We start from the raw sequence: 13,771 nt of genomic DNA, 5'->3' as shown, positions 1-13,771 counted from the left end.
GATCGTGGTTTAAAAGGTTAACTGGACCCCGCAGGCTATCGTCCTCACCGGCGGCAGGACCAGCGGATCCTGGGTCTCGGGATCCGCCACGGGGTAGGGTGTCAGGGTCAGCAGGTTCTCTCCCCGCAGATAGAGCTGACCTTCCCGGAGGAGATAGCGTTTCAACCAATTCTCGGGCAGCCGGTAGCGCAGTGAAACACTCTTGAGCCGGATAAAATTTGCCTTTACGAGAATAGCATCCGACGAGAGATAGTTGTTGGCAGCCGCCCGCTCCATCGAATCGGGTTGGGCCGACATCCGCTGCAGCTGTGCATGGTCGCCCGGCTGGCGCCAGCGGTTCAGCCACTCGACAGGGCCATTGCTCAACATCGCAGGCGCCTGCATCCCTGGCAGACTCTGCTGATAGAAGGTGAATAAAGGATTGATCCCTTTCTGCACCCGATAGATGAGCATGATATCGAGCTGGAAATTTTTGTAGTGGAAGGTTTGCTGCAGGCCGCCATAGATGCGCGGATCGGTATTACCCGCCGGAACCACATCCGTTGCATCCAACACGCCATTTGCGTTGACAGTCCGGAAAGTGAACAACCCCGTCTTGGGGTCGACACCCGTATAATGATAGCCGCGCTTTTCACTCAGTGATTGCCCCGGCATATAGCTACGGGCATAAATAGACGAAGCAAGCCCCGGAAGATCGGCAAGCCGGTTGACAGGCGCCGTCAAGGTGAAAAAGGATGCTGCCCGGAAATTTTTCGAGAAAGCATAATGCCCCTGCAACGAGAGCTCGATTCCGGTATTGATCACCTTTGCCGGCATATTGGTAAAGACACCGCGTAATCCCGACTGATAGGGCAAATGCTGATAAAGCAATTGGTTGGTGGTCCAGTCCCGGTAGGCGGACACCGAAAGCCGCAGCTTGTTCCTGAGAAAACCAAGATCGAGGGCCAGTTCGGAGTTGTAGTTCAATTCCCAGCCCAGCTTGTTGTTGGCGAAGGAGATGGGAAAAACCCCCTGTTGTCCCTGGTATCCCCGTCCCCCCGTGGTAGTATACACCTGCGCAAACAGGTTGTCGGCAATATCGTCATTACCCGTCGTCCCGATGCTGGCTCGCAGCTTGCCCAGACTGAGCCATGGCCAACGCCGGAAGAACGATCTTGCAGTAAAGATCCAGGCTCCGCTGGCCGACCAGAAATGCCCGAACGGTTGATGCGGGCCAAGCCGGCTCGAACCATCCAGCCTGCTGGCAAGCGTAAATAAATATTCTTCCCGGAGATCGTAGTTCACCCGGGCAAAAAAGGCTTGATACCGGTAGGCGATGCCATTCTCGTTGGAAATAACGGTAACGTTCGACGCCCCCGTCCCGCTGCCGAGCTGGAGGTCGCTGGTGAAACCCAATTGGTAGACGTTGGACCAGGAGGCTCCTTGCTCCTGCAGGGACATGCCCAGCAGCCCCGACAATTTGCCGGCGCCCATGTGCCGGCAGTATTCGGCGATGCCTTCTACCAGCGTACTGTGTGCCGCATTGCCCGTGTAATACTTGCTGCCGGTGGGCGAGACCGCCGGGTCCTGGCCGGCAATGGTCAACCGGTTGTTCTCTTCCGCATGGATAAGACTATAGCCGAAGCTTGCCTTCAGCGAAAGCCCTGGCAGCAGGTCGTAGCCCAACTGCAGATGATTGAATTGATTGGCGATAGTCGCCTGATAGGTGTTGTTAGCCAGTCCATAGACATTGTCAAAGGATAGACCATTACTGCTCCAAACCAATTGGCCGCCCGGTTGCCGGAGGGCCGGTGTATTGGGCGCCAGGTATTCCGCAAACGTAAGATCCATCACCGGCAGCGAGGTACTCTCCCAGCTATACAGTTCGGACACATCGACTTTCAGTCGCTTGTTGCCGGACTGGTGGTGGAGGTGGCCGAAGACAGAGAACCGGTCGTCACCGGTAGCAGTAGGATAGACGGCCGACTCGCCATGATAATTGCCGGATAACAGATACACCGTATTGGTGTCGCCGCCGGTGACCTCGATACGGGCATTCCGGGCGGTGCCGGGATTGCCTGTCACTTTTTTCTTAAAGTCGGTATGGCGGGTGCTGTCCCAAAGGAATAGTTCGGGGAGGGTATTCTGATTGACGGGTTCCCCCGCATTCACCACCGCCTCTTTACGTAAGTTGAAGTATTGTTGTGTGGAAAGCAGGGGGCTCGTGTTCACCGGTTGGGTAACCCCCGTCCAGGCATCCACCGTACATTTCAACGGTCCGGCGGCGCCCTGGTTCAGCGTATACAGGATGATGCCATTGGCGCTATGGCTGCCATAGATAGCAGTCGCGGATGCGTCTTTCAGCACTTCCACGCTGGAGATGATGGCCGGCGGGATGCCGTTGAGCGGGCTGGCGCCCCTCATCCCCTGTGCTGACGAGGTGCCGATGGTGCTGATCGAACCATTATTTCCCGGCAGCGGCACTCCGTCGATGACCACAAGGGGAGTTGTTCCCTGCGCGATGGAATGCCGGCCTCTGATGAGCACGCTATAATTGCTGCCGGGCACTCCGTTGACTAGCTGAATGTCCAGGCCGGGCACCCTTCCTTCCAGGGCGGCATCCACGTTGCCGACGGGCTCCATGGATATAAGGTTGCCGCTCACGGGAGTGACGGAGCCGGTGCTCTTCTTTTCTGTCGTCTTGCCGTAAGCGATGACCATGATATCGTCCAGCGTCGAGGTCGAGCGGGTCAGCTGGATAGAATGAAATTCGGTGTTGTTCAGCAGTACCTTTTTTGTCAGGTAGCCCGTGAAAGTGAAGGTAAGCGAATCCTGGAAAGACCAGGTCTGCACACTGAATCGCCCATCCGGTCTTGTGGTTCCCACTCCTTTTCCGCTTGCTTCGATGGAAGCCCCGTTGAGGGGTTCCCCATCCACATTGGTGATCTTGCCTTCAATGGGACAATAGATCGAGGCATCTACTAATGGCGTTGTCCGGTAAATGGTGATCCTTCTGTTTTCGATGGAGAACCCCAGCTTAAGGCCTGCAAAACAGCTTTGCAGCACTTCTTTCACCAGGCAGTTGTGGCAATCCAGGTTGACGGCAGGCGCATCCTGAAAGATCTCGGGGCTACAGTTCACCACATAGGGCGCCTGGTCCTGGATCATCTCCAGCACCTGGGTAATAGTAAGCCCTTTTCCCTGAATGGTGAGCCGCTGCGCCCGGCAGGGAAATACGGATAGAACAGCTGCTACTACGAACACAAGAGCCTTAATTACTCGCATGAGTTTTCCGCGCTAGAGATTATTAAAAGGGAGGATAAGGCGGACTCCGGAGTAATAGGAAAGCAGGTTAAAGGAAGACAATACCGGTGATCAATACCAGGAATGACCACCGGTATGCCGGAAGAGAAACATAGGTAGGCTAATGGCTATGGTTAATGATGTAGTATATGATCAACGAGACGACCCACTATTGATATAAATAGTATCCCTTCTTTTTTGCAGCCGCGCATTTCCACTTTCCACCAGCTGCATGTTCTGTAGTATCGCATCTAACGACTCGCGATGATGATACTGGCCGCTGACGACGATCCCCTTTATGCCCTTGGGATTGGCGACAGCCATCTGATGCCAGCGGGCTATCTGCCGCACCGCCGTTAGCAGATCGGTATTGTCAAACCGCCAGCAAGAGTCCCTCCACGCAAGCACCTGCGCCGGGTTTGTTATATTCCTTATGGAGAGACCTTCATCGCTCACCACCGCCTGCTGCCTGGGCTTTAACCGAACGGTGTCCCTGCCACGTAGTACTTCCAGGCTCCCGTCGAACAAGGAAACCTCGCTTCGCGGCTCATTGCCATAGGCCATGACGTTGAATTCGGTGCCCAGCACCCGGATGCCGGATTGCGCCGTCTGCACGACAAAGGGTCTCGATGCATCTTTCGCAATATCGAAATAGGCTTCGCCTTCCAGGAAAACCTCCCGCGCAGGGCCGCTAAAGGTAGTGGGGTACCGCAGCCGGCTGGCATAGCTGAGATGTACCCTGCTGCCGTCGGCAAGTTGTACGGTAAAGGGTTCCGTTCGCCCTGTCGCAAGCGAATGATAGATGGGGTGCGCCGCTTTCACCGGTCCCGGAGTATAGACAAGCGTATGAGCATCCTGTTTCGTCACCATCGAATGGCCTTCCACGACTATCGCTTCGCCAACCGTCACACTGTCCAGTACTTCCGTATTCCCGTCCCCCAGCGTCAGCAGCACCTGGAAATGTCCCGGCCGCGCTACGATGACGGATTCGCTTGCCTGCCCCTCCCCGTTGACATTACCTTTCCCATTCACCCATAGATATAATCCACGGACAGCAGAAGTAACCAATAATACGATCAACACCGCCGCGGCAATTCCGACAGGCCGTCGCCACCAGGGACGCATTGGTACGACTATTGGCGGGTCTTGTCCTTCTCTTATCTGCTTTTGTACATTTTGCCATATATCGTCGGTTGAGATCTTCTCTATCCGGCGAAGGTTCTCCCGCAACCATTGAGGGTCCTTGAACAGGGCCGAGAGTTGGCGGTGTTGGTCGGACTGGTTGGTCCATTCGTCCCAAAGCTTCTGCTCTCTTTTGTTCAATTTTTTGCCCCGGGCATGCTTCAATATCAATGCTTCTATCAAGGCATGGTTCTCAGTCATGGCGCGATGGTTTTACGGTTATCTCCTGTTACCACGGAATGACCGCTGCCTTTTAGTAAGCCGCAACCAGCTTTTTTACAAAAAACGTTCAGCGATGACGCCGAAAAACAAGAGGATCACCCAGATCAATAATGTGGGGTCCGGCATCTCTTTTATCAGGAAAGAATAGGCATGCTGCAAGTGGCTGTAGACGGTGCTCTCTTTTAATCCAATGCATCTGGCGATGGCCCTGACATCCATGTGCTCATAAAAATAGAGCCCGAATATCTCCCGCCGTCTGGCAGGCATTCTTTTTGACAACTTATATATCTCGCTAAGAACCAAGGCCTTTACAAGTTCAAACTCATCCTGCTGCTGATCCCATGCCTGCTGTGCCTCCATCCAGATAAACTCCCGGTTCTTTCTATTCTTCATCGACCGCTGATGATCGATCAGCCGGTACCGGGCTGTCTTGAACAGGAAAAGTTTTAGATGCTCTTCATCGTTTATCTGCTGCCGGTTTGTAAACAAGATCACAAAACATTCCTGAGCAATATCTTGTGCTTCCATTTCACTCTTGCAATAAGCAAACGCAAAGTCACATATGGCGCGGGAATACAGATCAAAATAATGTCTGAATGCTTTTTCGTTCCCTCTTTTAAATTCTTTGAAACGGCTGTCCACCCAATGGCTGTTTATCTTAATACGTCACCCGCGGTCGCACCTTTCCCGCACCCGCTTTCAAAGATAGTTACGACATGCATCCGACCTTAACTACTCTCACCCCGTGTAAACACGGTAATTTAGTCCGTGTTTTCACGTTTAGGTATATCTACCTGTACTTCTACTTTTATATAGTTGTACTTATACTTTTATCAAAGATTATTTTTAGCGCATAGGAGTTAGACGTTTATCCACTTCGTTCCTATTTTATCAATCCCTCTTTTGCGTTGTGGACGGATACGCATGGTGCCGATCAAATGGGGGAAGGCTCTGAAACTTTTCAATCAATGTGACCACGCTGTGATCCATTTTTATCACTGTAAACGAGCGCCATGGTAAATCCAGCCAAAGATGAAATGTTAGAAAAATTTCGCCAGGGGGACGAAGAAACGTTCCGCAAGATATTCGAGCAACACAGTAAGTCGCTCACCTGGTTTGTAGATGAGATCGTTAAAAATGAGCAGGAGGCAAAAGACATCATGGGCAGCGCCATGGTAAAACTGTGGCAAAACCGGGAGAAGATGGTAACGACCGATCATATCAGGAGGTGGCTGTACTACATCGCTCGTAACGAAGCCTACGATTTTCTAAAGAAACAAAATGCCGCAGCAAAATACGTAAATGAACAAACCTATCTTCATTCAAAGATCGAACAGCAGGCGGAGCTCGACGGCGATAAAGGCATTTGGATGGACGAACGGTCGCAGCTGCTGAAGAAAAAGATCGACTCTCTTGCCAACCGGCAGCAGACCATTATCAAACTCTATTTCTTCGAGCAAAAGACCACCGCCGAGATCGCCGCGCAACTGAAGATAGAGAACCAGTCCGTGCTCAACCATAAGACGAAAGCGCTGGCAAACCTGCGGGAAATGCTGCCCTTTGATATCACCGACCTGATACCCCTCGCCCTCCCCGTCGCCTGGCTCATCTGGCTGCTGGAAGGTCTATGAATCTAGATAGTTAAATGTCGTACCTATATTTACCAACCAACAATTTTCCACTAATGGAATTTTTGCCTGAAATGGATCCTGCGGTCTTAAAGCATATTCGCGGAGAATTGCTTTCCCCCGAAGAAGAGGAGATCGTAAGGGATTGGCGAAGCCAGTCACCGGAAAAGGATCAATTGCTCAAAGACTTTGAGACAAGTGCAACATGGGTAACCCAAGGCCTGCGCAAAACGGCGCAGCTCGATACCTCGGACATCTGGCAGAAAGTCAAGGCCAGGCTGGAAGCAGAGGGATTCGGCCCCTTTCCCGCTGACGCCCCGGCTACTCCCCTGCCGCGACCATCGAGGTCGCTGGTGCTTAAGGTGAGCATCGCCGCCTGCACGCTCTTTCTCATCGGCCTTGGGATAAAGGGGATCATCAACTATTCCCACCCGGCTCAGAAGGCGATAGTCACCGTCCGGCGTACTGTTGCGCGCACCGGCTCCCCAGGGCATGCCGGCTCCGCAGGTCGCACCGACTCCGCAGGTCGCGCCGGCTCCGCGGCGAAGATCCCGCCGGGCAGCAATAAGGCTGTCCTGACCCTGGCCAATGGCCGGCAGATCTACCTCCATTCCGTCGGCAATGGTCTACTGGCCCGCCAGGATAATATAAAGGTCTCGAAAGTAGCTGACGGGCGGCTTAGGTACGTGCGCTTACCCTCATCCGTATCATCGTACCCTACCCTGTTCAATACCATCAGTACACCCCGGGCCGGACAGTTCTCGCTCGTCTTACCCGACAATAGCCGCGTGTGGTTGAATAATGTTTCTACCCTCCGCTTTCCTGTCAACTTCACAGGCAATACCCGGGAGGTCGAGTTAAGAGGTGAGGCCTATTTCGAGGTCGCCAGGGACAAAGCCCATCCTTTTATAGTTCATATCCTAAAGGGTGCAGGGAGCAATACGGATACCGCCACCGTAAAAGTGCTGGGCACACGCTTTAACATCAAGGCATATGAGGGGGAAGACAGCATCTATGCAACCCTTACAAAAGGACGGATACGCTTTTACGATCGACGGAAGACTTCGCTTCTCTCAGCAGGCGATCAGCTGGTGCTTTCCAAAGACACCGTTGAGATCCGCCATAAGGCCGACACGGCCAGTACGATCGCCTGGAAAAATGGTCTGTTCAATTTCAATCATTCTTCCCTGGAGAGCACCATGTGGCAGATAGCCCGCTGGTATGACGTGAAGGTTGATATCAGGGGAAAGCCTCATGGCTATGAATTTGGCGGCGGCATAAGCCGCAGCAATACATTGGATGAGATATTCAAAGGATTGGAAAAGTACGGGGTACACTGCAGACTGGAGGGGAGAACGATCATTGTTACGGTCGAATGAGCCTGGTGACGGTGGCTGTCAGCGTACTGAAGTCATAGTTATACTTATAGGCGACAAGGCCGCTCATCGGCAGCTTCTTTCGGTGCCGCCCATACTGTGCCGCCCTTTCCTGAGCATCGAGCGACCGCTGGTCGGACGTGGCAGGATAATCTTGCTTATAATAATTATAGTCGGTGAGGTCTTTATTGGTGGCATGGGTTTGTACGAATGCACCGTTGCGGACAACGCACTGGATATGCTCTAGGGTCTCCTTATTTGGATAGCTCAGGTCTCCGCTGGAAAAGAAGGCGTGGACACACTTCGGGTTGCCGGCATCTATCAGCGAGGTCCAGATGTATTCGGAAGAGGAATGTTTCGACCCGTGATGACTCGCTTTTATAAACGCGCTGTAAATCTCCTGCAAGTCTGACGCCAGGCCATCCTTTTCCTTCTCGTAATCCGTCAGCGCCGAATGCCAGTCCTTTTGCGTCGCGTCGCCGCCAAATGCAAACCTGATCCCCTTGTATTCTTCAGCCCGCCGGTAAAACAGCAGGATAGTCGACAGCGTATTGCCGTCGAAGTAAGGCGCCTTCTCCGCCGTTCGTTGGATGGTCTGTCTGAAAAATTCGATTTGATTATCACGCATCTCGTTGACGACCTTCGTAGACGGAGACATGCAAAAACTCCAATAGTTGTCCGTCACCAGAAAAGGTACGCCGCCGATCAGCGGGGTTAAGTTGCCCTTCTTCCGGTATTCCACGATCTTTTCGTCGAAAAAAGTAAAATGATACTGGAAATCCTGCACCTCATCGACTACCTTGTTTTTAATAGCAGCCTGAATGATCTTCTGTTCTCCGATAAGGGTATTGATGAGTCGCGGCAATTTATCCGGCGGGGATGTGCCCGGTAGCCAGATCTGGTTCAACGTCGCATTTGTCCTGGGATCATTCAGCCAATCGAAGAATTGGTCCAGGCCTTTCGTATGATCCTTGTGATAGTGGGTGATATGCACGAATTCGATGACGATGGGCCCCTTGACACCCCTGAGGTAGGTGATCGACGGAGGCTCGTTCTGATCATCCGTATAATGAAAATCGATGAGACCCCAGGTTCCCGTCGAAAACCGGATAAGAATATTGTCCCCATGCCCTACGTTGAATACATAGGCTTCAAAACATTCATTCATATCTTCAGGTATAGGTTTTAGCGCTCAGGTATTTAAATTCTTCCTGCAGGACGTTCTGAACCCAACAAAGGATCCCCGGTGGGTCCTGCAACCGGAGGTAACTTAGCTTAAATGGTTTTGACCGCGGCCACGGCTCGAGTTCGGGAAAATTACTCTTATCATACTCCATGAGAAAAACCTCGTTTGGCACGTCCACTGATTTCATTTCCGCGCCGAAATAATTTCTTTCTTCGTCGCCCGGCGTACTGATCTTGCCATAAAAGATATCCTTCACCTCCGGAAAACCCACCTCATAAAGGTCCTTCAAACGGCCGTACACCAATTTTTTATTGCCCCGGCACCGGAACATCAGCTTCTCCCATAGTAAGGTGATAAATGCCCATTGCCACAAAACGGCTCTTTCACCGAACAGCTCGGGCACGATAAACAGATCCTGCAAGTCGTCGGGCTGCAATTGCCGGTCGGTGAAAAGGTCGACGCAGCGGCAAATGACAAAATACCGGATGATCCACTTCTGAAGGTCATAAGCGTCATTTCGTTGCAGATAGGGAAGGATATCTCCGAAATCTGCCATGCTATCCATGCTTATTTCATACCATTCATTTTTTATTTCCAGTTCGACGGACACCAATTCCCGGGTCTTTTTGGTATAAACGAGCTTTAGCAAGGGCTTATGACCCTGTTCGGGATGATCGGGCGTTTCAGGTTTTTCAGGTATTTCCGTAAGGTTGACGACCCAGGTGGCCCTCTTTGTTCGCCAGGGATCAGTCACCGTAAATGCCGGCCGTGCAGGCACCGTCAGGAAGCATTTTGCCAGGAACAAAGCATCACGCTGGTCTCTCTCTTCAGCCGGATAAAGCTCGTTGAATCGTTTATAGATGGCCTTTTGCCCGGGTAGGGGGTTACCTTCCTCATCCAACAGGTTTCCGACGGAAAGTTGCAGCCCGGAAGTCTCATTCAAAGCCTCATAGCGCGCAATCACTTTCTTGTACACTTTCGTGCAAACCTCCTCTACTCTCTTTGGGTCTTTATCTTCCACGATGATTTCTGGGTACCGGGCAAATATCTCCTGGAATTCGGGATGTGTCCTGAAGGCTGAACAGACAACTATCGGATTGTCGCGGCCAGTCACCAGATGATTCATCGCTTTCAGGCCCCATTCTATCCCTCGCTTCGTGTCATTGCCCAGGCTAAGGTCGGCAATATAGACCCTGTTGGGTCTCATCTCGCTATCGGCCGCTATGAAGGCAGGCGCATCCTTGTAGGTCTGTATTCTTGAAATATACTGTTCGACCCGATCGTATATCTCAAGCTTTCTCTTGTATAAATTTGCGTTGGCTACATCGTCTTCCACAATGATCACTTCTATCTTAACAGGTTCCGTCAACGTCGTTTTCAACATAATCGATAAGGTTTAATTTATATAGTTATTAGCCAGAGGTATGGTCACCGTAAATTCGGTATGATCGCCCACCACCGACTCATGCACAATGCGGCCATTGTAGTCATCCAGCGTCTTCCGGATATAGTACAACCCAAGACCAGTGCCCTTCCCATCGGTTTTGGTCGTGAATTTCGCCTGGTATATCTTCTCGTCCAATTCATGCGGAATGCCCGTCCCATTGTCCCATACGGTGATGATATAATCCTTTTCGTCCTCGGAAAGGGATGCTTTGATGATGATGCGTCCTTCATCACTACCCTTCTCCCGGCTTTCTATAGCCGTGATGGCATTGAATACAAGATTGTAGATGATCATGGCGAATTCCGACCTGATGCACTTGAAAAGCTCGAGGTCCGGAGCCACATCGTACCAATAGCTTATCTCAGCGTGCCTTATTTGGAAAAATTCAGTAGTGGCCACGATTATCTCTTGAATATCGACAAATTCCTTTCGAACCTCGTCACGGAAGGTAAAGACGGTGAGTACGTTCATCACCAGATTGATGGCTTTTCGGACAGCCGCCTCTTTCAGCTCGAGATCGAATTTGGAATGCGTGGCAAAGGCCTTGACAAACTCGATATGCTCGGCTATGCCGAACAGGGCGTTCTTGATAATATGGCTGCTGCCTTCCACGATGTTGTAAAAGGAAGTCCGGGTGATCATCGGGATCATTCGTTCTAATTCACCCTCCTTGAGCCTGTATTTTTCATCCAGATCTTTATTCTGCTTTTGGATGTCGGCCAGGTTGCCGTTGACCCAGATCTGATAAGCGGCAAAGGCGGAAAAGAAAAGAATGATTTGGCGAAGGTTGGTGTTCTTTTTTAAGTTTTGTTGTTGTTTGTAATTAAAGAACATCACCCCCACCCGCAAGGCCCCGAGTTTCAGCAATGCGGCCGACGTGGATTTAATTTTATGGGTGGTTCTGAACCCATTCGCCACAAATGCGGCCAGATCGATCCCCAGCTTGTTGCGAACCAGGAAATCCACGCATTCCTCATCGCTGTCGAAATTGTATAGTTCGTCCTCCTCTTTATTGTGAAAAATGACGTCCGCAAAAACGGCCTTTTTATTACTCTTATTCTGGTGATCGTTGCTGAAGATCGCCTCATTCTTGAGAATCTCCTTTCTTTGCGGATAACAGGGGAAGAGGACGACGATATCCGCTCCGGTGGCTATCTGCGCGCTATGAACGATTTGTTGCAGCGGTTTTGCCGACTGGTCCTTGGACTCAACGGCGGTGGCCATGTCTTTCAGGGCCTTTGTTATCCTGAGGTTTTGCAGGGAAAAAGCAACCTTCGTATACACCTGGCTGAGAAATTCGTATTCGCGGCTGAGAAATCCCGCCTTCACCTTTTCCTTGTCGGGTTTTTCCAGGAAAATGTCGAATTTCGAAAAGATGTAGATAAACACCTCGTATTTGTCGTGTATCCTGATGCTTAGCGACAAATAGAAAGTAAAACCCTGTTGCAGACAAAATTGGCCTATAGGCGTGTCTTTGTTGAGATCATAATGCAGGTCGATATCTGCGGCGGGCCGCCGCAAAGGTCCATCGCCCAGCGTAGGAAGGGTTTCCGCCAGCTTTTGAACAAAGGCATCGTTGTCCTTGAGCCCGAGGTCCGTTTCCAATTTATATTCATTGGGTTTCCCGTCTTCGATATTCCGCTCCCACAATCCGATGGCCTCCGTATAATAGTAATCCGCCAACAGCCCCACCAATTGTTGATACATCTGCCGGGGATGGTTCCAGGTCTCGGCCGGTTTCACCAGATTGTTGTACACGTGCTGTCTTTTCTTGGACAGATATACCGACATAAAAAGCTCCATCGACTTCACCGTCAGCGCAACGGCTATCGGATTGAAAAAAGCCGGTTTTTCAGAATACAGGTCGACGACCCCCACAATCTCCCGATCGTCGTAGATGGGGACGATCATCTCCGAGGTTATCGGCGGCTGGAATTTAAGCCCTTCCACAAATTTCGAATCCGGATGGGTAACATCATCCGTATAGTACGGCGCAAAGATCTTCTCGCAGACATACATCAAAATGCTTTTGTCTGTATAAATATTTCCTTGGTTGCTAAAGACAGGCTCATTGAGGATTTCGCGCATCGCACGGGCGGAAAAATAGGTTCCCTTGTCGAAATAGTTGATATGATAGTGATTGAATGTCTTGAGGGCGATGATGCCATGGTCCGCCCCAAGGCCCGCTGTGATCTCCCGGATTACGTCCGTGGCATAGGCTTCGTATGAAAGCCCTGAATAGCTGTTGCTATCATCCTTCTTTTCCTTCAATGCCGTGAGCTGCTCCAACAGGTGTTTCGATTGCTCTTCCACAATTGCCGTATAGCAGGGTTGCGCAAAACTATCGGTATAAAGTTGCAGCAGCTGTTCGAGGTCCAGGAGATTTGGATAGTTCGGCTGCATCCGCTGCATCAGACTATCCAGCGCTATGTCCTTTTCGGGGTTGGAAAATTCCTCCGCAGCATGCTCCTTTAAGCCGATTTCGATAACGCCAAGACAAAGGTCCACAGCCTTATTGCCGTTCTTGATGCCCCCCCGGTAGATTATCGGAATATAAAAACGGGCCAGCCGCCGGTGTTCGTAATTATCGAAAATGTATTTATTGATACTGGCAAAAGTGATTTTCCCGCTATCACCCTCCGGGCAATGATCATCGAAGACGTGAACTCCGATGACTTTTACGTTCCGCATTTTCTGCATCACCTTTACCAGGATGTCATCGGCGGTCTCCGGAAATTCCGAATCTTTCACCCATTTCCTGGGACTGCACTCGCCGAGGTCCTTGTTCTCGTCGACATAGGTCCTTTTCAAGGAAGAAACGATGCGCCTCGACTGGAAATCGAATAAGGAAATGACGGCATAGTCGAAATCGAAGATCTTGACAATATGCTCGCAGGCCAGCCGGCAGATGTCATCGAGGGTCTTTTCTCTGGAAATAATATTGATCCCTGCGAACAGGGTGTTCAACTTTTTGAGGATGGTTGCGTCCTGATCGTGCTTTCCGGCGGCGGAACCGGCCGGCATTTTATCGGTAATGTTCAATTCAGCCAAGCGCAGGGTAAATTCAGCTTGTTTAAATGTACGGAAATACCCTGCAACGAACCCCCGTGAAAACACCTTTTTTGGCTAAAAAAGCCCCTACGCTACCCAGTAACACCAGCTGCGGACCACCACCAGGGATCGCGCTCTTGCCCGCTGAATAAATGCGCCGGATGGCGGGATTGCCTAAATTTGTTTAAATTGCACTGTTGCAACGACTTTAAATCCCGGTCTTATGTCTGAGAAAAAGAAGGAATCAGTCGAAAATAGCACATCGCCCATCGATGATGCTGAAAGGCAACGGATCATGCGCGATATGCATCGGTCTGATATGGAAAAATTGAAGCTTTTCACCCGCATGTTAAGACAGAATGCTTTATTTAAGAAGGCCAAAGTCATCCATAAATAA

9 protein-coding genes are annotated in these 13,771 nt (G+C 51.0%); 3 read left to right on the top strand and 6 right to left on the bottom strand.

Annotated elements, in window-relative coordinates:
* Window positions 1-9 precede the first annotated feature (9 nt).
* The 3 genes from IEY39_RS27570 to IEY39_RS27560 form a co-directional block, all read right to left on the bottom strand.
* A complete protein-coding gene (locus IEY39_RS27570; protein ID WP_188937750.1) occupies window positions 10-3,264 on the bottom strand; it encodes a SusC/RagA family TonB-linked outer membrane protein in 3,255 nt (1,084 codons plus the stop codon).
* 171 nt (window positions 3,265-3,435) lie between these two features.
* Window positions 3,436-4,665 carry a FecR family protein gene (locus IEY39_RS27565; protein WP_188937740.1) on the bottom strand — a complete coding sequence of 410 codons (1,230 nt, stop codon included), beginning with the start codon at window positions 4,663-4,665 and terminating at the stop codon, window positions 3,436-3,438.
* Window positions 4,666-4,740: 75 nt separating this feature from the next.
* On the bottom strand, window positions 4,741-5,328 hold the full coding sequence (locus tag IEY39_RS27560; protein WP_188937738.1) for an RNA polymerase sigma factor: 588 nt from the start codon (window positions 5,326-5,328) through the stop codon (window positions 4,741-4,743).
* 395 nt (window positions 5,329-5,723) lie between these two features.
* On the opposite strand from IEY39_RS27560, the gene IEY39_RS27555 reads away from it, so the two are divergent.
* Together IEY39_RS27555 and IEY39_RS27550 are read left to right on the top strand one after the other, a co-directional pair.
* Entirely contained in the window at window positions 5,724-6,317 is a 594-nt protein-coding gene (locus tag IEY39_RS27555) for an RNA polymerase sigma factor (RefSeq protein ID WP_188937737.1), read from the top strand.
* 53 nt (window positions 6,318-6,370) lie between these two features.
* A complete protein-coding gene (locus IEY39_RS27550) occupies window positions 6,371-7,693 on the top strand; it encodes a FecR family protein (RefSeq protein ID WP_188937735.1) in 1,323 nt (440 codons plus the stop codon).
* Here IEY39_RS27550 and IEY39_RS27545 read toward each other — a convergent pair.
* The 3 genes from IEY39_RS27545 to IEY39_RS27535 are packed head-to-tail and all read right to left on the bottom strand — an operon-like array spanning window position 7,680 to window position 13,374.
* The gene (locus IEY39_RS27545) at window positions 7,680-8,858 is read right to left on the bottom strand and encodes a ComEC/Rec2 family competence protein (RefSeq protein WP_188937733.1); all 1,179 of its coding nucleotides are present in this window, start codon (window positions 8,856-8,858) and stop codon (window positions 7,680-7,682) included. The genes IEY39_RS27550 and IEY39_RS27545 overlap by 14 nt on opposite strands.
* 4 nt (window positions 8,859-8,862) lie before the next feature.
* On the bottom strand, window positions 8,863-10,260 hold the full coding sequence (locus IEY39_RS27540) for a hypothetical protein (protein WP_188937731.1): 1,398 nt from the start codon (window positions 10,258-10,260) through the stop codon (window positions 8,863-8,865).
* 12 nt (window positions 10,261-10,272) lie between these two features.
* Window positions 10,273-13,374 carry a sensor histidine kinase gene (locus tag IEY39_RS27535; protein ID WP_188937730.1) on the bottom strand — a complete coding sequence of 1,034 codons (3,102 nt, stop codon included), beginning with the start codon at window positions 13,372-13,374 and terminating at the stop codon, window positions 10,273-10,275.
* A 223-nt stretch (window positions 13,375-13,597) separates the two neighbouring features.
* On the opposite strand from IEY39_RS27535, the gene IEY39_RS27530 reads away from it, so the two are divergent.
* Window positions 13,598-13,771 carry a hypothetical protein gene (locus tag IEY39_RS27530; protein WP_188937728.1) on the top strand — a complete coding sequence of 58 codons (174 nt, stop codon included), beginning with the start codon at window positions 13,598-13,600 and terminating at the stop codon, window positions 13,769-13,771.

The organism is Puia dinghuensis, from assembly GCF_014642875.1.
Classification (GTDB): domain Bacteria; phylum Bacteroidota; class Bacteroidia; order Chitinophagales; family Chitinophagaceae; genus Puia; species Puia dinghuensis.
Note: the sequence above shows the minus strand (reverse complement) of the source record. Positions and strands in the feature narration are given on the sequence as shown.